This window comes from Labrys sp. WJW (genome assembly GCF_001676615.1).
Lineage (GTDB): Bacteria > Pseudomonadota > Alphaproteobacteria > Rhizobiales > Labraceae > Labrys > Labrys sedimenti.
The window spans coordinates 14,875-34,397 of record NZ_LYXZ01000038.1; the positions used below are offsets into that span (position 1 = coordinate 14,875).

Annotated in this window: 15 protein-coding genes; 5 read left to right on the forward strand and 10 right to left on the reverse strand. The window is 61.0% G+C overall.

Annotated features, from left to right (window positions below; translation table 11 throughout):
* Positions 1-814: 814 nt before the first annotated feature.
* Both BA190_RS22090 and BA190_RS22095 read right to left on the reverse strand, forming a co-directional pair.
* Positions 815-1,843, reverse strand: coding sequence for an extracellular solute-binding protein (locus BA190_RS22090; protein WP_245314905.1), 1,029 nt, complete (start codon positions 1,841-1,843; stop codon positions 815-817).
* Between the two features lie 319 nt (positions 1,844-2,162).
* Positions 2,163-3,389 (reverse strand): flavin-dependent oxidoreductase, encoded by a 1,227-nt coding sequence (locus BA190_RS22095; RefSeq protein WP_068292335.1) that lies wholly within the window; start codon positions 3,387-3,389, stop codon positions 2,163-2,165.
* Positions 3,390-3,765: 376 nt separating this feature from the next.
* Here BA190_RS22095 and BA190_RS22100 point away from each other — a divergent pair, with 376 nt between their 5' ends.
* Positions 3,766-4,206, forward strand: a complete 441-nt coding sequence (locus BA190_RS22100) for a hypothetical protein (protein ID WP_068292338.1) — start codon at positions 3,766-3,768, stop codon at positions 4,204-4,206.
* A 135-nt stretch (positions 4,207-4,341) separates the two neighbouring features.
* Here the strand turns inward: BA190_RS22100 and BA190_RS22105 are convergent, their stop codons facing one another.
* Complete coding sequence (locus BA190_RS22105; RefSeq protein ID WP_068292341.1) at positions 4,342-5,130, reverse strand: response regulator transcription factor; 789 nt, start codon at positions 5,128-5,130, stop codon at positions 4,342-4,344.
* A gap of 96 nt (positions 5,131-5,226) precedes the next feature.
* On the opposite strand from BA190_RS22105, the gene BA190_RS22110 reads away from it, so the two are divergent.
* Positions 5,227-6,009: a TetR/AcrR family transcriptional regulator gene (locus BA190_RS22110; protein WP_156771650.1), complete on the forward strand. Its 783-nt coding sequence runs from the start codon at positions 5,227-5,229 to the stop codon at positions 6,007-6,009.
* Positions 6,010-6,052: 43 nt separating this feature from the next.
* Here the strand turns inward: BA190_RS22110 and BA190_RS22115 are convergent, their stop codons facing one another.
* The 7 genes from BA190_RS22115 to BA190_RS22145 form a co-directional block, all read right to left on the reverse strand.
* Positions 6,053-7,081, reverse strand: a complete 1,029-nt coding sequence (locus BA190_RS22115) for a diguanylate cyclase domain-containing protein (RefSeq protein WP_202908504.1) — start codon at positions 7,079-7,081, stop codon at positions 6,053-6,055.
* Positions 7,078-8,106 carry a chemotaxis response regulator protein-glutamate methylesterase gene (locus tag BA190_RS22120; RefSeq protein WP_068292348.1) on the reverse strand — a complete coding sequence of 343 codons (1,029 nt, stop codon included), beginning with the start codon at positions 8,104-8,106 and terminating at the stop codon, positions 7,078-7,080. The genes BA190_RS22115 and BA190_RS22120 overlap by 4 nt, the downstream gene beginning before the upstream one ends.
* On the reverse strand, positions 8,103-10,340 hold the full coding sequence (locus BA190_RS22125) for a hybrid sensor histidine kinase/response regulator (protein ID WP_068292351.1): 2,238 nt from the start codon (positions 10,338-10,340) through the stop codon (positions 8,103-8,105). The genes BA190_RS22120 and BA190_RS22125 overlap by 4 nt, the downstream gene beginning before the upstream one ends.
* Positions 10,337-11,014, reverse strand: coding sequence for a chemotaxis protein CheW (locus BA190_RS22130; RefSeq protein WP_068292353.1), 678 nt, complete (start codon positions 11,012-11,014; stop codon positions 10,337-10,339). Before BA190_RS22130 ends, BA190_RS22125 begins: the two co-directional genes overlap by 4 nt.
* Entirely contained in the window at positions 11,011-12,252 is a 1,242-nt protein-coding gene (locus BA190_RS22135) for a CheR family methyltransferase (protein WP_068292355.1), read from the reverse strand. Before BA190_RS22135 ends, BA190_RS22130 begins: the two co-directional genes overlap by 4 nt.
* Positions 12,249-12,668 carry a chemotaxis protein CheW gene (locus BA190_RS22140; RefSeq protein WP_068292357.1) on the reverse strand — a complete coding sequence of 140 codons (420 nt, stop codon included), beginning with the start codon at positions 12,666-12,668 and terminating at the stop codon, positions 12,249-12,251. Before BA190_RS22140 ends, BA190_RS22135 begins: the two co-directional genes overlap by 4 nt.
* 125 nt (positions 12,669-12,793) lie before the next feature.
* The gene (locus BA190_RS22145; RefSeq protein WP_068292359.1) at positions 12,794-14,407 is read right to left on the reverse strand and encodes a methyl-accepting chemotaxis protein; all 1,614 of its coding nucleotides are present in this window, start codon (positions 14,405-14,407) and stop codon (positions 12,794-12,796) included.
* 874 nt (positions 14,408-15,281) lie between these two features.
* Here BA190_RS22145 and BA190_RS22150 point away from each other — a divergent pair.
* The 3 genes from BA190_RS22150 to fhuF are packed head-to-tail and all read left to right on the forward strand — an operon-like array spanning position 15,282 to position 19,407.
* A complete protein-coding gene (locus BA190_RS22150) occupies positions 15,282-17,387 on the forward strand; it encodes a TonB-dependent siderophore receptor (RefSeq protein WP_162275179.1) in 2,106 nt (701 codons plus the stop codon).
* Positions 17,384-18,670 (forward strand): MFS transporter, encoded by a 1,287-nt coding sequence (locus tag BA190_RS22155; protein WP_082979959.1) that lies wholly within the window; start codon positions 17,384-17,386, stop codon positions 18,668-18,670. Before BA190_RS22150 ends, BA190_RS22155 begins: the two co-directional genes overlap by 4 nt.
* Complete coding sequence (gene fhuF / locus BA190_RS22160; protein ID WP_068292368.1) at positions 18,667-19,407, forward strand: siderophore-iron reductase FhuF; 741 nt, start codon at positions 18,667-18,669, stop codon at positions 19,405-19,407. Before BA190_RS22155 ends, fhuF begins: the two co-directional genes overlap by 4 nt.
* The last annotated feature ends 116 nt before the right edge of the window (positions 19,408-19,523 follow it).

Genomic DNA, 19,523 nt, shown 5'->3' on the forward strand with positions numbered 1-19,523 from the left:
CATTGATCATCCGGCGATCATCCGGCCCGGATCGGGCAACGAGACGCTTGCAGGAAGGGAGAAAAGCCCGGTTTATCAGGTCTTTGGGCCGGTTGGGGGATGGGTTTATGTTCCATAAGATATGTTATGCGAATAAAGTCCAGCCGTCATGGAAGGGTCGTGCCCCTCCTCATTGGACGGGTTCCCTTTTCAGAGGCGCGGCCTTGGCACGTAACAGCTTGCGAAGCGATCACCGTCGAGGCGATACAGGTCTAGGATTTGCCGGCGTCCTTGCCAAACACGAACTCACCCGTGGTGCCATCGCTCAAGGTGAAGGAGCCAGACCCGCTCATTAGACTTGGCCCATTGTGAACGGCGGCGTAGCCTTTGCGGCCATCGCTGCAAAGAACCGGAACATAGATCCGTTCCCTGACGCCCGACAGAGCATATGTACCCGAGCACGAAAACCTGCCATTGCTCACCGAATAGGAGCCTTGGGTTTGCTCTATACGGACAGATCCATGCAAAATTCCACCGAGTCCCTTGCTTATGACGGCAACAGGCAAACTTTTTACCGTTCCTGGGGAAGTTCGGATCGGAGTTGCACAGCCCCCAAGATTCGTCGCAACAAGAATCGTGGTAATAAGAAGATACGCAACGGCAGGATGAAGGCGCATGAGACCCCTCGAGCAAGAGCGAGGGTGAATTAGTACGATGACTGATATCGCAGGGGCAACTGGCTCCTATCGCATTTTGATCTGTGCCGCGCCTGAGAAGTAATGGACGCAGTTTCGAGAACGGGCGGCGCCGATGTCGCCGCCCTCGCCTGGACGGCTTATTTGCGGAGTTCGGTCCAGATCTTCTTGTAAAGCGCGTCGACCTCCGGCGGGCACATCAAAGCCACGGTGCCGTGCGCCTTGGCTTCCGCGGGAACGACGATCTCCTGAGCGTCCCTCATTTCGGCCGGCATGAATTTTTCCGAACCCGCGATGCCGTTCGCATAATGGTGGAAGACCGAGTTCAACGCGGCGTTTTCGGGATCCATGATGAAATTCTGGAACAATTTGGCGTTGTCGACATTCTTGGCCTCCTTCAGCACTGCTACATTGTCGGACCAGTAGGTAAAGCCTTCCTTGGGATAGCCGTAATGGATCTGGGGATGCGCCAGGCGCGTGCGCAGGGCCGCGCCGTTCCAGGTCAGCGAGGCCTTGAAGTCGCCTGCCCCCATCTTTTCGATGGCATTGTATTCCATGGCGATCCAGTTCGGCTTGGCAGCCGTCAGAAGGTCGCGGGCTTTCTTCAATACCTGCTTGTCGCCGGTGCATTGCTCGCCGCCGACATAGCGGATGGCGGCCGTAATGACGTCCTTCATTTCCGGAACGACGTTGACCTTGCCCTTCAGCTCGTCCGGCGTCTTGAAGATGATATCCCAGGTGTTGATATCGCCCTTGTAAGTGTCGGTGTTGACCACGACGCCGATCGTGCCCCAGGCCCAGGGCACGGAATATTTGCGGCCGGGGTCGAAATCGGGATTGGCCCATTCCGGCGTGACGTTCTTGAAATTCTCCATCTGGCCAGGATTGGTTTCCAGCAGCAGTCCCTCCTTGATCCAGATCGGCAGATATGTCTGCGAGGGCACGACGATGTCGAAGCCGGAGCCGCCCTGGCGAGCCTTGGCCAGAGCCGTATCGTTGGAGTCGTAGTCGGTGATGGTGACCTTGACCTTGTATTGCTCTTCGAACTTCTTGATGAGCTTGGGGTTGGTGTAGTTTCCCCAATTATAGATGTTGAGCTCGCCTTCAGCGTGAGCAACACCGGTGATGGCAAGAAGCACCAGCACCGATTTCGGAATGGACCATTTCAAATACACGGGGGATTCCCTCCAACACATTGCTCGACCTATCTGCCGCGAGGGCCCCGAACAGTCCAGAGGCCCAGCGCATGACTGTGAAGATATAGTCTGATCGGCTACGAACTCGACGGTCTATTGGAGCCACAAATCCGGGAGCACCGTGTCGCGTTTGCCCCAACGCGCCGCGAGCTCAAATGCCCCAGCAACCGATGCCGCGGCCAGCCTGCCACCTTCGTAGTCAGTAATTTGTTATATGAAACAAATTGTTGAATTAATTCATTGAACTGATATCTGATATTTAAAGGCGAGGAAATGGCGGAGCGGATTGCCCCTAGCGCCCAAATCCAGCCAAGGACGCATAGCCGCGTACGACGCGCTCACGCTCCTCATGGGTTGCGACGGCTTCGATGTCGTCAAAGCCGTCGGGCGCCCTGGCTTCCACCATATCGATCACGCCTTCCGGGCCGCCCCTGCGGTTCGCCAGGACGATCTTGGCGGTAACGGGCCGCCGTTCCGCATCATAGGCCGCCAAAGCCGCCTCGATTGTATCCACGGCACGGAGATGTTGCGACAAGGAGCAGGCATCGAGGATGGCCTGGCTCGCACCATTCGAGCCCACCGGATACATCGGATGGGCAGCGTCTCCGAGCAAAGTCACACGCCCGAACGACCAGCGTGGCAGCGGATCTCGATCACAATTGGGGTATTCGTAGAATGCGTCCGTACCCTGGATGATCGCGGCCGGATCGACATAATCGAGCTGGAAACGGTCGCGGACGAATGACAGGACCTCGTCGAGCAAGCCCGGCCTGCTCCAGTTCCCTAGGGAGAAGTCCTGCGTCCGGTCATGCCCCGCTCGGGCCATCACTGCCCAGTTGGTCAAGAGCGTTCCTGAATTTTGCTCATCTTTTTCAATGGGATAGAACACGAACTTGGCAAAGTTTCCCCCGGCGATCGCCATGGTGCGGCCGTCCTGCCATTTCGGCCAGGGGGTGGCCCCGCGCCAGAGCATGATGCCGCTCCAGATCGGCTGGCCCTCTCCGGGGTGGAGTGCGGCGCGCACCGCCGAATGGATACCATCGGCACCTACGAGCAAGTCGCCGATCGCGCGTGCCGGCCTGCCGGCACTATCCGATAGATGGGCCGTGACGGTATCGCCGTTCTGCTCGAATCCGTTCACGCGATATCCTGTGCGGATCACGCCCTTACCCATCCGCTCGATCACGGCTCGATGGATCAGGCCCAGCAGCTTGCCTCTGTGAATGCTGAACTGAGGCGCCGGAAGGCCCGCATCGATACCGCGCAACTCGCGCCAGACGACCTGCCCGAACCGGTTCGCGTAGATCAATTCGCGCGTCCGGATACCGGCAACATCGAGTTCGTCGATCAATCCCAGTTCCGTCAACAATTCAACGGCGTGCGGCAACATGTTGATGCCCACGCCCAGTTCACGAACCTCCTTCGAAGCCTCGAAAATTTCTACGTCGATCCCGACCCGATGAAGGAACAATGCCGTGGTCAGCCCGCCGATGCCTGCTCCCGCAATCAGTGCCTTCATCGTTCTTCTCCGTGTTGAGAATATCCATATGACAGCGGAAAACCTAACGTCTCAAGATCCAAGGTCATCGGTGGTTATCCGAGCCAGCCCGGCTTGCTCCCGCAGCAACGATCCTGGGCACAAATCTTCCCATTCTCCGCCTGTGCTTTTCTCGAAGACGAAGCGGCGCACGCTTTGCCGACATCTGGTGAGAGCTATTCTCACTCGTTTTGTGACAGAATGAATGATCCTCTTCCGTCGACGCAGGGGTAGCCAAGGGGGAGTTGGCAGGCTTCCGGCCCCCTACCCTGTTTCCCCTTTGGCCAGCATCGGTTGCCGCCTTGCGCGGCAGGATTCGGACAGGCCAGTTTGGCTTGCAAGCCGGAGGCATGACGGCATGGCATTTGCGATTAAAGCCGAGATACGGGATCCCGACGCGGCTAACTTCAGCTTCAATGCGCAGAAGACGATGTATGGTGGCAGGCATATCGCCGTGGGCGACATCATCTTCCTGTTTGCCAGCGAAAATGAAGGTGGCCGGGGGCTGTTCGCCCGCGGCATTGTGATCTCCATAGAGCCGATTGCCGGGAAACAACATGTGCCGCGACAAACCCCGCGTGTGAGCATTGTCGTGCGCCGCACGGCGTCCGCCCAAAGGCCGCTCGGGCGGCGCGAACTCAAGTCTTTCAGTACCTGGCAGGATGGCCAGCCCGGCACAGAGCTCAATTTCAAATTCTATCGGCAAGCGACGAACAAGATCGTCGGTATCTCGGACGAGGCGACGGCCTTTCTCGACCGTTTCTTTCGATACAGCGAGGAGGAGCCGAAGGACTCCTGAGATAATTGTTAAAAATCAATAGCTTGTCGAGGAGTTGTACTAATCTGGCAGCAGATGCGATGGCCTCGGAAAACTTGTGCACGCGGCTCGGCATCCAAGAATGCGTAATGACGCCCACACCGGCCGCTTCATGCTTCAGGTATGATCATCCTGTTCAGGCACTTGGCCAAAATAGGCATTGGTCAGAGCCACAACTTCTGTTCTGTTGCGGGCATTGAGGCGCTTCATGATGTTCCTGACATGCACCTTCACCGTGAACTCGCTCATCTCGAGTTCGGCGGCGATCGCCTTGTTCGGCAGCCCCTTGCGGATCAGGCCGATGACTTCAAGTTGCTTTGCCGTCACCAGATCGCGCAGCGATCTCCTGCCATCCGACAGGGGGGCGGCTGGGGTCCGAGACTGCATCACGCTGTGGGAGGGCACGAACATGCCGCCGCTACGCACCAGGCGAATGGCGGCAATGGCGACATCGACATTCGAATCCATCGCGATGAAGCCACTGGCCCCGTGCTCCAGGGCCTTCGAAACGTAGCCGGCCGATTTTGTATCGGAAATCACCACAACCCGAATGCCGGGTGCGGTGGCCAGTACTCGCCTCACCATTCGCTCGACGGCGATCGTGGTCTCCCGCGTGCCCGTGACGCACAACAAGGCGACGGAGGCCCCCTGCCCCTGCCGGCCCCACTCTTCGACGTCGGCATAGCCCTCCACGGCCAGGCCGGTTTCCGAGCCTGTGAGGCAATGCATGAGGCAGGTTCGGGTCAAGGTATTGGCGCAGATCACGACGATATGGGCACTGGCGTCCCGATAGATCTGGGCCACAGGCGCCGACGCCCCATGATCGAGCGGGAGTTCGACAGTCACGTCCTGCTTGTCGGCGACCGGCTCGATTGGCTTGCGGGACGCTGAGAAAGATAGAGTCATATAGCGCGGTCCCAGCAGAATGGTGGAGACTCAACAAAGAGCGGAATCGCCGGCCCTTGCAGTTTCGCACAGCCATCGCCTCAGCAGGGCGTGAGGTTGCTTGAACGACAGCCCAATGTCAAATCCGAATATGAAATTGACATTTTAAAGCTCGTGGGTAAAAAGTTACTTCTCAGAGACAGTATCCAAGCTTTCATGCCCAGATCCCTGCACGCCCGCCGTGTTTCGTCAGACAGCCAGGAACGTGGCGTCAAGACGCGCCAAAATCTGATCGAAACTGCCGGGCGGGTCTTTGCCGACAAGGGCTATCATGCGACGACGAGCCGGGAAATTTGCGACCTGGCCGGCGTCAATACCGCGGCGGTAAACTATTATTTCGGTGGCATCCGGCCGCTCTATGAAGCGGCGGTATCGGAGGCGCGGCGCGAGGTCGTCATCCCGCCCGAGGCCTTTGCAGCCATCCTGGAACATGAAGAGCCCCTGGATCAGCTCAAGGCCTATTATGGCTTGATGGCCCGGCGATTGCTGTCGTCCGCCGAACGCTCATGGCAGATCAGGCTGGTCACCCGTGAGATGGTGATGCCCACGATTTCCGCGCTGATCGTGGACGAGGACTTCATGGCGCCTCAGCTTCATTGGCTGCGCGACCTGCTTGCACGCATGCTCAATCGTCCGCTGGACCACCCCGATATTGGAAGGGCAGAACTGGCGCTCAATGCCCCTTTCATGGTTCTGGCAACCGTGGAACGCGGTGTACTGGAAGCCATTGCCCCAAGCCTGGCGGAGCGTGAACGGGAGATCGAACCAATGTCCCGCGCACTGGAGACATTCGCGCTTGCCGGTCTCCAGGCCCTGGCGCGCAGATGCTCCAGCCACTAGCACATTAGAGCGTTTCCGATCGGGTTGAAGGGCGCCGGCTCTCCTATAGGCCGGTTGCCGTAGCAGCTCGATTTCGACCGGACCTCTTGGCTTCATACATCGCCTTGTCGGCGGCCTCGATCAATCTTTCGGGCTGGTCGTTGCCAGCGGGAATGTGGGTTGCCCCACCAACGCTGATGGTGACTTTTTCAGCGATCGGCGAGGCTGCGTGTGGCAGCCCGAGCCCCTCGATGGCCTGCACCACCTTCTCCGCGAGAAAGGCGAGATCATCAGCCAGGGTTTGCGGCAGCACCACGGCGAATTCCTCGCCCCCCATGCGTACCGCCAGGTCCTTCGGGCGCTGGAAGGTGCTCCTCACCGCCGTCGCCACAGTTTTCAGCACCTCGTCGCCGGCAAGGTGGCCGTAGGTGTCGTTGTATTGCTTGAAGTGATCGACATCGATGATCAGCAGCGAGATCGGCTCCCTCGCGCGCATGGCCTGGCGCCATTCCGTATCGAGATATTGATCGAAATAGCGTCGGTTGCTGAGACCGGTCAGACCATCGACATTGGTCAGGCGCTGCAATTCGAGATTGGTCTCCATCAGCTCCTGCTGGCTTCGACGCAGGGCGCGATAGGCCTCGTCACGCTGGATCTGGGTCAGATAGGCAGCCGAATGGTAGCGGATACGGGCAATCAGCTCGATCCGGTCGGGCAGCTTGACGAGATAGTCATTTGCGCCGATGCGAAAGGCCTCGCTCTTGACGGTCGCCTCCTCCTCGGTCGAGAGCACGATCACGGGAATGGCCTTGGTGGCGGGATCGGAGCGATATTGGCGGACCAGCGTCAGGCCGTTCACGTTCGGCATCACCAGATCCTGCAGGATCACCGTCGGTTTCACCCGCTTGGCGACGGCGAGGGCTTCCAGCGGATTCGAGCAATAATGCAATTCGATCTCGGTCTCGTCGATCAGCGCTCTGCGAATGGCTTCGCCGACCATGAGCTGATCATCGACCAGAAGCACCATGATCGACTGGTGGATAGTGTCGAGGGAAGCGGCGCCGTGGGATTTGACATCTGCTTGCTGGCTCATGGGGCAGTTCCTCTTCTCAGGCGCGGAGAGCCGAGCAGTTCGGTCAGACGCGGGGCAATCCTGTCCAGCGGCAGAATGTCCGTCGCGGCATCCAAGGCGGCGGCCGCCTTGGGCATGCCATAGACCGCGCTCGTGGCCTGGTCCTGCGCGATAGTGTGATGTCCAAGTTCGCGGAGCGCTTTCAGGCCCCGCGCCCCGTCCGATCCCATACCAGTCAACAAGACACCGGTCACTGGACCATCCCATAGACGCGCGACGCTGTCGAAAAAGACGTCCACGGACGGCCGATAGACCTGATCGATCGGATTGGGAGTATAGCCCAATTGTCGGTTCAGCTTGAAAACCAGATGATTATCGGTGCCGGCAACCAGAACCTGGCCCGGCAGGGCGCGGTCCCCTTCGCTCGCCAGCCGGACGGGAAGGGTGGAATGCTGGCTGAGCCAATTGGCAAGCCCCGGCGCAAAACGGGCATCGACGTGCTGAACGATCACGATGCTGGCGGCAAAATTGTCGGGCAGGCTCTTCAAGACCGTTGCCAATGCGGTGGGACCACCCGCCGAGGCGCCTATCGCGACCAAATGCCGGGCCTGCGGCCGCGAATTGTCGACAGGCTTTTGCCTTGCACTGCCTTCATTGACCAGATTGGCGATCATGTCGATCTTCGCCAGGAGCGGGCGCACGCCCCACCGCGTTTCGCGCGAGGCGAGCAGCGGTGTGTCGACCGCATCGAGAGCTCCCTCCCCCATCGCCGCAAAAACGCGTGCCGCGTTGGTCTCGACATCGGCGGTCACGATCAGGATGGCGCAGGGAGACTGCGCCATGATCCGGCGGGTGGCTTCGATCCCGTCCATGCGCGGCATGATCAGGTCCATCAGCACGAGGTCGGGTCGGTCCCGGCTGCACAGCTCCACGGCCTGCACGCCGTCGGCGGCGACCCAGGCAAGCTGATGCTGGGGCGCCATGGCGAGCACCCGGCGCATCGCTTCCACTGCCAGGGGCAGATCATTGACGATCGCGATCCTCATGCAACTGCCTCGCCAATCAAGTCCACCACGGCATCGATCAGAGTATCATCCTGGAAACTGCCCTTGGTAAGATAATAATCCGCTCCGGCATCCAGGCCACGCTGTCGATCCTCCGCCCGATCCTTGTAGGATACGATCATCACAGGCAATGATTTGAGGTCCGGGTCCTGCCGGATGCGGTGGACCAGTTCGATCCCGTCGATACGCGGCATGTCGATGTCGCTGATGAGGAGATCGAAGCGGCCATTGCGCAAGGCATTCCAGCCATCCATGCCGTCGACGGCCACTTCGACCTCGTAGCCGTGATGATCGAGCAATTTGCGCTGCAGCTCACGCACGGTGAGGGAATCGTCGACCACAAGCACGCGCTTGCGCCTTTCCTCCTGCCGGCCTGCCGACTTCCGCCCGATCTGGGCGAGTTGATCGGCGGAAGAGAGCTTCTCCATGGAGCGGATGATGTCCTCGACATCGATGATCAGGAGCGGCGAACCGTCCTCCATCAGGGCGGCGGCACTGATATCCTTGATCTTGCCGAGGCGCGGATCGAGCGGCTGAACCACAAGTTCGCGACCGCCGAGGAAGCGCTCGACCACCAGGCCATACATCGCGCCGGGGCTGCCGACCACGACGATGCGCAATTCGCCGTCTGCATTGTCCGCCGGCGTGCAGCCGAGCACCTGATCCGCGCCGACCAGACCGACCAGCTGTCCATCCAGGCTGAAATGCTGCCGTCCTTCCAGGGTCTGCACCTGATCGCCAGCGATCTTGATGGCGCGCACGATATGGGCGAAGGGAAAGGCGTAGGGCTCGCCGCCGATCTCCACGATCAGAGAGCGAACCACCGAGAGCGTGAGCGGCAGTTCCAGCTTGAAGCGCGTGCCCTCGCCGAGCTCGGAGGTTACCCGCACCAGTCCACGGACCTGGCGGATCATCTCCTGCACGACGTCGAGGCCCACACCTCGCCCCGAAATGACAGTGACTTCTCCTTTCATGGAAAAGCCGGGCAGGAACAGGAATTCAAGCAATTCCTGGGTACCGAGTTTGCCTGCCGTATCAGGGTTTGCGAGGTTGCGGGCAATCACGGTTTGCCGAATCCGTTCGAGATCGACGCCACGCCCGTCGTCGGAGACGGTGATCTGCAGCGTGCCCGCACGATGCGACGCTTCCAGGCGCACGACGCCTTCGTCGGCCTTGCCGGCGGCAAGCCGCTCGCCGGCGCTTTCGATGCCATGATCGAGGGCGTTGCGCAGCAGATGGCCGAGCGGAGCATCGAGCCTGTCCAGGATGTCCCGATCCACCAGCGTGCGCTCGCCGACGATTTCAAGCCGCACTTTCTTGTCGAGTTCGCGCGCAACGTCGCGCACCATGCGAGGATAAGCCGCGATGCCGTCGGAGAAGGGACGCATGCGCATCGCCAGCGCCTGGTCGTAGAGCCGGTGGGCGAGCGTAGTGGCTTGATGGTCGGTGGTTTCCAGCTCCCCCAGGCGTTGCGACAGATGCTGCCGGCATTCCAGAAGGCGCTGCTGAGCCTTGTCGAGAGCCATCTTTGCCCGTTCGTCCAAGGTATGGGTCGGCAGGATGGTGCGCAACGACTCCAAGGCAGCAGCGGCTTCGAGCTGAAGGCGCTTGAGACGTTGCAAGGATTGGCCAAAGGGCCCCAGCCACCGCGACTCGACCAGCGACTCGCCGGCGAGGTCGAGAAGCCGGTTGAGATTTTCGGCACTGACACGCAAGGCGCGGTCGGTCGAGGCAGAGGCCGTGTCGTCGATTGCCGGCACGGGCATGGGTGCAGGCTCGGATATCGGCGCCGGCGCTGGCGTTTGCGGGCCTGCCTGCGGCGGCTGGTTGAGTTCCAGCACGAACCGGTCAGCTTCGGCTTGCCAGGCCTCGTCGCGCGAGCCACTTTCGAGATCCGGCGATCTGGCAAAAGACAGGAGCAGGTCGACGCCGCGCAGGAGCACGTCGATCCGGTCATGATCCAGTCGCGCACCGCGCTGCTGAGCCAGGACGAAAAGATCTTCCATTGCGTGCGCAATCGTTACGGCAGCATGGATCTCGACGATGCGGGCAGCCCCCTTGAGAGAATGGGCAGCTCGCATGCAGGCCTCGATTTGATCGGCCCGCATCGGGTCCTTGTCGAGCGTCAGCAAGGCCGTCGTCAGGGCTTCGGCCTGACCTTCCGCTTCGATGCGGAACAAGTCTCGCATGGAGAATTGGCTGAGATCTTGGGTCATCGTGCCAATCCTCGACCGAGAGCCTCAAACAGAGCATGCTCGTCGAGCCGGCCGACAGCCCTGTCGCGCCAGGACAGCAATCCCCGGGTGAAACCGGAGCTCGACTGGGCCACAGTGGCCGGTACCGGCTTCAAATCCGCTTCCGTGTAGAGATGGGTGTACTGAACCTCGTCGACCGGAAAGGCAAAGCGCGAACCGGCGTGGTGGGCGACGATCAGCCGGCCCTGCGGAGAATTCTGCTCCGCGCCGATGAGCAACTGGGCGATCGAGACGCAAATCACCAGTTCGCCCCGCACGTTGACCAGGCCGAGCAGCGCGGGATTGCGCCGATGCGGCAGCGAATGAATGGGGCGCAGGCCGGTCACTTCGTCCAGCACCAATGTGGGCAAAGCGAACCATTCGCTGCCCAGGCGGAAGACCAGCACCGATTGCGAATGCGACGAACGCGCGATTATGCCCGTTCCGGCTGGTGCAACGGCGGCTTCCTCTCCCACGGGAATGTCGCGATCGAGCAGCTGAGAGGCCGCTCGCGAAAACACCTCGCAATTGTGGCAATGAGCATGACGCCGGAGTTCGGGGCATGACTTGTCGCCCCGCACACCGATCCGCTGCCAGCAATTGTCGATCGCCGCAGGCGCCGCCGCGGAGGGGACGTCGAAGGCTGGGCTCGTCATCGCGCTCTCCGTTTGTCCAGACGCCGCAGGCGCTCATCAAGCAGTTTGGCACCGCTATGGTCGCCCTGTTTCTTGAGCAGGAGGGCAAGATGGCCGAGCGCCTCCGTATTGGCGGGGTCCAGATAGAGGGCTTTGCGGTAATAGCGCTCTGCCGCGCCAAGATCGTTGGAAGCATCGCTGATCAAGCCCAGCAGCGCGAGAGCATCAGGGGTGGCGCCGTCCCGACGGATCAGCGCTTCGCATCCTAGCGCGGCCTCCTGCAGCCGCCCCCTATCCGCCAGAAGGCGCAGCTCCTCGAGGTTTGGTAGTACTGCTTCCCTCTTCTCCTCGAGCCGAGGCGGTTGAGGCAGAACGGGCCTTGGCTTCGGCAACGGCGGTGGTTCCCGCCGCGGCCGGGGCACTGTCGGGGGTGGCGCGGGCTTGGCCTTGGGGGTATGTGGCTGGGCGCTTTCCTTATGAAAGGCGAACGCCATCGGAATCTTGGCCGAGGTGAAGCCGTTGGCTCCCATCAGCCCCGCCTCCGAATGGCCGACAAAGGCAATGCCATCGGGCGTAAGCAAGCGCCGGATCACGCCGACGACGTGCTTTTGCGTTGCTGCATCGAAATAGATCAGCAGGTTGCGGCAAAAGACGAAATCGTAGCTCGCCGGATCGGCATAGAAATCCGGTGCGACGATATTGCCCTGGCTGAATTGTACGAGGCCACGAACCGTATCCCGAAGCCTATGCCCATCCTTGGTAGCGTCGAAATAGCGGTCGCGGAAAGTCAGGTTTTGGCCCCGGAACGAGTTACGGCCATAGACACCCTGTCTGGCAAGGGCGAGTGAACGAGCGCTGAGATCGATGGCATCGATGCGGAATTGCCCGGCAGTCAGACCCGCGTCGAGCAACGCCATGGCGATCGTATAGGGCTCCTCTCCGCTCGAACAGGGCAGGCTGAGGAGGCGCAGGGGGCGAATGGAATCCGCCTGCGGTGCTCCGCGTGTCACCAGCCGCGCCAGGGCTGCAAAGGCTTGGGCATCGCGAAAGAACCAGGTCTCGGGAACGATGACCGCCTCGATCAACTCCTGCACTTCCTCATCGGAATTCTGCAGCAGTTCCCAATAGGCCTGGATGTCGTCGAGCTTGCATACCTTGCAGCGCGCCGTCACGGCGCGCTCGATCGCCGATGAGCCAATCGAGACCGCGTTCAGCCCGATGGCACGGCCAAGGAATTGTTCGAAGCGCGGATCGCTCATTGGCTGGTCACCGGCTGGCCGCGAATAGCCGCCAGAAGCGCGGCAGGAAGCAGGTCTTCCAGTTCCACACGCTGAACCAGGCCATGCGGGCCGGGGGCGAAAGGAGCGAATTCCGCTGGATCCAGCCTCAACATCTCCGTGGTTTTTTCCGCGATCAGACCCAGCAGCACGGTATCGTCCTGCGGATGGCGCATGACGATGATGCGGGTGCTGAGGCGCCGGCGCGCAGAGCGGCCGAGTTCAAGGGCACACAGATCGATGACCGGTACGAAGCGGCCGCGATATTCGAAGGAGCCGGCTACAGCGTCCGGCGCCCCACGCACCTTCTTCAATTCCGTCAACGGCACGACTTCGACGATCCGGTCGATCGCCATCGCAAAGCCTTCATCGCCGATCCGGAAGTAGAGGAAGAGCATTCTCGGTTCCGTCGTTCCTGGAGCAAGGTGCGCTTTGGCGAAAGCGCATGGCAGCTCCAACTCCTTGTTTCCGCGCACCTTTGTGATTGCGACGAATTCCGTTTCGCCGCAAACCGCTTATGGCCTCAGGCCATCTCGAGCTTGAAGCGTGCAATGCTCCCGCTCAGATTGCTGGCGACATGGTTGAGCTCATCGATGGCCGAGCTGGACTGGCGCAGGGATTCCACGGTCTGCTGCGTCGCTTCGGTCAGCTGGATGAGCGCCTCGCTGATCTGCTCGGCACCCGTCGCCTGCGCCTGCATGCCTTCGCTGACGGATTCATAGCGCGGTGTCAGTGCCTGCACTTGCGTGATGATTTCGGAAAGCTTGGCACCGATCTCATGGACATCCTGGAGACCGCGCCGCACTTCCTCCGAGAACTTGTCCATGCCCATGACGCTGGCCGATACGGCGGACTGGATTTCCTTCACCATCTGCTCGATGTCGTAGGTGGCAACGGCGGTCTGGTCGGCCAGGCGCCGAATTTCCGAGGACACCACGGCAAAGCCACGCCCGTATTCACCGGCCTTTTCCGCCTCGATCGCGGCGTTGAGCGACAACAGATTGGTCTGGTCGGCCACTTTGGTGATCGCAGTGACCACCTGGTTGATGTCGCTGGCCTTTTCGTTCAGCACGGCGAGCTTGGCGGTGATGGAGCCGGCAGCGCCCATCACCTGGTTCATCGTGTCCTCCATATGGGCCAGCTCGACCTTGCCCCCGGACGCGAGGTTAGCGGTATGCTCGGAGACCGTCACGACGTCGGACATCGTCCTGACCAGTTCCCTGGAGGTTGCCGCGATCTCGCGAGAGGTCGCTCCGATCTCCGTGGTGGTCGCGGCGACCTCCGAAGCCGTGGCTTGCTGCTGCTTGGACGTAGCCGCAATCTCGGTCATCGAGGTGCTGACGCGGATACCCGAGCGCTGGACCTGGCCGACGAGTTCCATCACTTCGTCGGCCATGCGGTTATAGCCTTCGCCGAGATCGCCCAGCTCGTCCCGGCGAACGATCTGCATGCGCTGGGTAAAGTCACCCTTGCGCATGGTGTCCATCAATGTCTTCAACTGCAACAGGGGCTTGGTGATGGCGCGCAGCAGCGAAAAGCCCGCGACGGCGGCGACCACCAAAGCCAATGCGAAGGCCACTATCATCGCGCTCAGCAGGGACAGGATCTCGTTGCCGACAGTGTCCGGCATGGCGAAGGCGCGTTGCTGGTTGAACGCAATCACGTCGGTAAGGTTCTTGAAGGCCGTGTTGAAGGCTGCATCGACGCCCGAAGCGGCAGAGGCTTTCGTCTCCCCATTCCCACCGGCCTGATTGAGAAAGCCCTCCTTCAAGCTCTGATAAGAATCGACCGAGTCCTTGAAGCGCGAGAAGAGCTGCCGATCGGCGTCCGCTATGATCGTATCCTCATAGCCCTTGAAAAGCTGAGCCATCTTGGTTCGGCCATCGGCAAGCTGATCTTGGGTCAAAGGCTTGGCTGTCGCCTCGCGTGACATGACGAAGGCAAGATAGTCTTGAAAAAGCCCGTCCTTGACGAAAGCGGCCTGTCGCAGCCCGGCCACGGAGTCCGACTTGAGGCTGGTGACGTGGTCATCGATCGACTTGAGCTGCCAATAGGCAAACAGTCCGATCGCCAAAACGACCAGGAGGATAATGCCGAAACTCAGCATTATACGTGCACGGATGGTTACTTGTTTCATGGAAATAGCCGCGTCATCTCAGTCTTGCAACGATCAGCACGTCGAGCATCGTAATATGGCTCGAACGTATGACGAAATCTGTAGGGAAGATTACATCGAAATCCACGATAAGTAAGGTCAGATTCCGCAAATGGAAGCATGCCGGACCAACGGACACTGGCGCCGACGCCATACATGATTCATCTCCCACCCGAGCGGCCTCTTGGCGACGCGCTCATTCGAATCGACGGATTCCCGGCTTCGTTCCTGCGATCATTGGTTCACACAGGCAACGCGACGGGACCGGAATTGCCCCTTGCGACCTTTGATCATGCTCGTCATTCGTTGTCGATGCGCACATTCAGCAGGATATGCCGGGAAAACATTAATCTCTTCATAATGAAGGACTTACTTCCGAAACATGCTTTTGCGAAGGAAGGCGCCCCATGCATGCCTGACAGATGCGGCACGTCCCGGCGAGGCTTCGTTCAAGGGGACGTGCGATGCTGGGCACGCCAAGGGTTCGAAGTGCCGTCGACCTGGGAGGCCCCATCGTCCGGATACCGTCCTCTCGGATCCCGTGTACGGCGGTGCCGGCTGCAGCTCATGATAACGAGGGCATCGCCCCTTGCCCTTGCCCCGTCAGTGTCTAATTCCCCACAAATAAGATAAAATTCACATGGATAATATCCTTGTGTTTGTTATTTCAGATTTAAAGATTATTTTTAGTTTTTTACTTTGTATAATATGAAAATTAATCAGATTAAAATTTAGATGTTTTTGCAATTCATATTGTTGAATTTGAAATTAGAATAATTAAAATATGCACTCGTTGACTTGAGTTGACAGATATTGTTAGGCGGGGCCGACTTTTTCTAAAGAAAGCTTGGGGCCCGTGAATCTCAAATCCCTCCTCCTGGCATCCGTGTCGCTTGTCCTGGTGCCTGGCGCCGTCCATGCACAATCCAGCGGTGCTGCACCGATCGAACTCGATCCGGTGGTGGTCGAGGGCAAGGGCCGCGGCGGAGTACCGGGTGTGATCAATACCACCGGCTATGTCGCGACTTCCGGCCGGAGTGCCACCAAGACCGATACTCCCCTGCTCGAGGTGCCGCAGTCCGTCTCCACCGTGACGCAGCCCCAGCTCGAGGAGCGCAAGCCGCAGAATCTGCTCGAGGCGATCGCCTACACCCCCGGCGCGGTCGTGGGCATGTACGGTTTCGACTCCCGCTATGACGGGTTCATGATCCGCGGCATCGACATGACCAACACCGGCGTGTTCCGTGATGGGCTCAGGCAGCTCAACAGCCCGAACGGCCTGTTCAGGCTCGAACCTTACGGCGTGGAGGCGATTTCCATCCTGCGCGGGCCGGCCGCTTCCATCTACGGCGCCAGCAGTACGGGCGGCATCGTCGACATCATCTCCAAGCGCCCGACCGAGACGCCCTTCCGAGAGATCGAATTGCAGACAGGGTCCTTCGGCCGGCTCCAGGGCAATTTCGACCTGTCCGGGCCTCTCGATGCCGAGAACACCGTCTTCTATCGGCTGACTGGCGTCATTCGCAATGCCAGTGCCGAGATCAGCGCCGGCCGAGACGACCGGGTCTTCATCGCGCCGGCCATCACCTGGAAGCCGAATGACAAGACCAAGCTCACGGTGCTCGGCGAATACATGGACTCCACCGTCGGCGGCACCCAGGCCTACCTCAACACCTATGCGCCCTATGTCGACGGCCAGGGCAACGTCACCGACAAATCGACCGGTGCCACCAAGCAATTCGTGGGCGACCGGCGCTACAACGACTTTCGCCAGCAGCAAGGGCGCGTCGGCTACGAGTTCGAGCACAAATTCAGCGACGCCCTGATCCTGCGTCAGAACGCCCGCTATTCGCAGCTCGGCACCAACCAGGAATACTACTATTTCGGCCCCGGTCTGACACGCGAGAGCACCGCCGGCTTCGCCAGCGATACCAGCCTGGAAAGCCACTTTGCCACCGGCCCGGTCGAACATACGCTGCTGACCGGTCTGGACACCAGCTATCTGCACTACCGTTCCGGGGAAGGATATGGCGGCGTGCCGCTCGGGGTCGACCCGCCGCTCACCACCCAGTCGAAGCAGACGCTGGCGATGACGGGCATCTACATCCAGGACCAGATCAAATGGCAGAACTGGCGCCTGACCCTCGGCGGCCGGCATGACTGGCTCTACAGCCGCTTCAGCACGGGCACCGTCGGCAGCGGCATGACGCAAAGCAAGAGCCGCGACACCAAGTTCACCGGCCGGGCGGCCTTGAGCTATGTCACCGACTTCGGCCTCGCCCCCTATGTTGCCTATGGCACCTCCTTCACGCCCAATCCGGGCACGGTGCTCAATGGCAGCGTGGCCACGCCCACCACTGGTGAACAGACGGAAATCGGCGTTAAATACGATATTCCCAACATGAACGCCTCGTTGCGCGCCGCCGTCTTCGACATGCGCCAGAACAATGCGGTGGTCTATGAAGTCGTCGACGGCCTCAACAAGCAGGTCCAGCTCGACGTGCGCTCGCGCGGTGTCGAGATCGAGGGCGTGGCCTCCCTGGCCAACGGGCTCAGCGTCCAGGCTTCCTATTCCTATAACGATGCCCGTATCCTCAAGCTTACGCCGGATACCGAGGGTAACCGGCTCTCGAGCGTGCCCTATCACATGGCCTCGCTCTGGCTCGACTATGCCTTCCAGGAGGGGCCTGCCACGGGCCTGGGCATCGGCGGCGGGGTGCGCTATGTCGGCTCGAGCCTGGGCGACAACCTCAACCGCGCGATCCTCGACAACAAGCCGCGCACCTTCGTCGACGCCTCGATCCGCTATGATCTCGAGAATATCAATCCCAAGCTCAACGGCATGCGCGTACAGGTCAGCGCTACCAATCTACTCAACGAGGTCAAGCAGGTCTGCACGGTCGGCTATTGCTATTTCGACGAGGGACGCAAGGTCATCGCCAGCCTGCGCTATCGCTGGTGAACGAACTCCAGCCCGGCACGCCGGCCAGGCGCGCGCTGTCTTCCCCGCTCGCGGTCGTGCTTGGTGTCGGCGGCCTCTATATCGGCCAGAGCATCATTGGCGGGCTCACCTTCATTGCCCTGCCGAGCGTGCTGCGCGAGCGCAATCTGCCGCTCGACCAGATCGGCCTGCTCTATCTGGCGGTGCTGCCCTGGGCCTTCAAATTCCTCTGGGCTCCGGCGGTAGAGCGCTATCGCTTGCCGCCCACTGGCCATAGCCGCTCCCGCTCGATCGTCCTGGTCGGAGGGCTGATATCGGCCGTCGGCCTCGTGTTGACGGGGCTGATCGGGCCAACCGACTTCATGCCCTTGCTCGTCGTGCTGCTGCTGATCGCCTTCGCCACCTCCACCAGCGATATCGCCTGCGACGGGCATGCGGTGGAGACCCTGTCCGAGCGCCATCACGGCTGGGGCAATGCGGCCCAGGTCGGGGGCGCCTATCTGGGATCGGCGATCGGGTCTGGGCTCTTCCTGGTGCTGGTCGCCCAATATGGCTGGGGCATCGCCTGCTTTGCCATGGCGGCCCTGCTGATCGTGCTCGGCCTGCTCTTCGTGCTGTCGCCGGCGCCGCCTTCGCCCGGGCGCGACCATCGGCCATCCCTGCGCCAGGCGCTGCGGCGCAAGGACATGCATCTCGGCCTGGCTCTGGCGGCCGTCAATGTCATCGCCCAGAAATGGGGCGTCAGCATGCAGGGCCCGTTCCTGATCGACAGCGGCCTCGACCTCACCTCGCTCGGCATCGTCAATGGCGTCGGCGGCATGGCCGTCGGCTTCGTCTGCGCCCTGATCGGTGGCGCCCTCGTGCGGCTGTGGAGTGCGCGGATCGTCCTGGCGCTGGCTCTCGTCCTCCAGGCCCTGGCACTGTCCGGCCTGGCCTATGCCGCCTGGAAGGGTGGTGTCGGCCAGCCCCTCCTGCTCGTCCTTGCCCTGGCAAGTTCGTCCGGCATCATGGCGCTGGGCTTCGTCGCACTCTATGCCCAGTTCATGGCGGTCTCCGATCCGCGCCAGGCCGGGATCGACTTCACGCTGCTGCAGTGCATGGATGCATTGGTAAGCATGGCCGGCGGCATGGGTTCAGGCTGGATTGCCCAGCATTGGGGCTATGGGCTCTATTTCGGCCTGGCAGCGTTCCTCGCCTTGGCTACCGCACCGGTCGCCGCGATGCTCAGCCATCGTGTCGCCGCACGGTCGGACGCCCGGAAAGGCCAGGGGGAGGCGCTGGCCGGCGTTCCATCCGGCCAATGATCGCATCCCTCGCGCCCTGCTTTGCCGGAAATCTGCACTGGTACAAGGAGACCTTGGCGCTGCCGGGCACGCATGGCGGTGTCATTGCCGGTCGCAGCCTGCTCGAAAAGAACGTGGCGGAAGAACTGATATCGCGATTTGCCGGTACCTATCCAGGCGGCGACCGCCATGCCCTCGTCTCGATGTGGACGCAATGGCATTTCGGAGCGCTGGTCATCCCGGCGACGGCTGCAATCGTGCTGCTCGACCGGGAACTGCCGGTGGATCTCGATGCGATCGGCATCGTTCCGCATGAAAGCGGGCGCACGGCCGCGCTGGTCATTCCGGATGACGGCAGGCCGCATCCCGGCAATGCCACCGAACGCTTCTCGCGCCTGTTCGAGGGACATGTCGAGCCGCTGATCCGCAGTTTCGCCGGGCGATTTGGCGTGTCCAAGCGTCTGCTGTGGACCAATGCGGCCGCCATTTTCGAGTGGACGTTGCAGCAGGCGCTGGAGGTTGGGGCTCCCTGCCCCGCCGCCCTGGAGGAAGGCCGCGCCCTGCTACAGCGGCGCAGTGGCGGCGATGGCCGCCCCAATCCGATCTGCGGAGCGGTAGGCTATCCACTGGAACAGGGGCAACCCGTGCGCCGGCGGAAAGTCTGCTGCCTGCGCTATCTCCTCCCCGGCGTGGAGGATTGCGGCAGCCTGTGTCCGCTGCCGCCGACAAGCCGGCAACAGGCAATCGTTTCCGCTTAGCACTACAGTCTTGATTTGGCGGGGACATTGGGCCTGCGTCATTGCGAGCGCAGCGAAGCAATCCAGAAGCCACGAGCGGCGCGTTTAGAGCATCGCGCCGAAAAGTGAGTACCGGT

Excerpts from the sequence above, each read along its gene's own strand:
- BA190_RS22095 (WP_068292335.1), bottom strand. The coding sequence starts at position 3,389 with ATGAAGGCACTGATTGCGGGAGCAGGCATCGGCGGGCTGACCACGGCA.
- BA190_RS22100 (WP_068292338.1), top strand. The coding sequence starts at position 3,766 with ATGGCATTTGCGATTAAAGCCGAGATACGGGATCCCGACGCGGCTAAC.
- BA190_RS22105 (WP_068292341.1), bottom strand. The coding sequence starts at position 5,130 with ATGACTCTATCTTTCTCAGCGTCCCGCAAGCCAATCGAGCCGGTCGCC.
- BA190_RS22115 (WP_202908504.1), bottom strand. The coding sequence starts at position 7,081 with ATGAGCCAGCAAGCAGATGTCAAATCCCACGGCGCCGCTTCCCTCGAC.
- BA190_RS22120 (WP_068292348.1), bottom strand. The coding sequence starts at position 8,106 with ATGAGGATCGCGATCGTCAATGATCTGCCCCTGGCAGTGGAAGCGATG.
- BA190_RS22125 (WP_068292351.1), bottom strand. The coding sequence starts at position 10,340 with ATGACCCAAGATCTCAGCCAATTCTCCATGCGAGACTTGTTCCGCATC.
- BA190_RS22130 (WP_068292353.1), bottom strand. The coding sequence starts at position 11,014 with ATGACGAGCCCAGCCTTCGACGTCCCCTCCGCGGCGGCGCCTGCGGCG.
- BA190_RS22135 (WP_068292355.1), bottom strand. The coding sequence starts at position 12,252 with ATGAGCGATCCGCGCTTCGAACAATTCCTTGGCCGTGCCATCGGGCTG.
- BA190_RS22140 (WP_068292357.1), bottom strand. The coding sequence starts at position 12,668 with ATGCTCTTCCTCTACTTCCGGATCGGCGATGAAGGCTTTGCGATGGCG.
- BA190_RS22145 (WP_068292359.1), bottom strand. The coding sequence starts at position 14,407 with ATGAAACAAGTAACCATCCGTGCACGTATAATGCTGAGTTTCGGCATT.
- fhuF (WP_068292368.1), top strand. The coding sequence starts at position 18,667 with ATGATCGCATCCCTCGCGCCCTGCTTTGCCGGAAATCTGCACTGGTAC.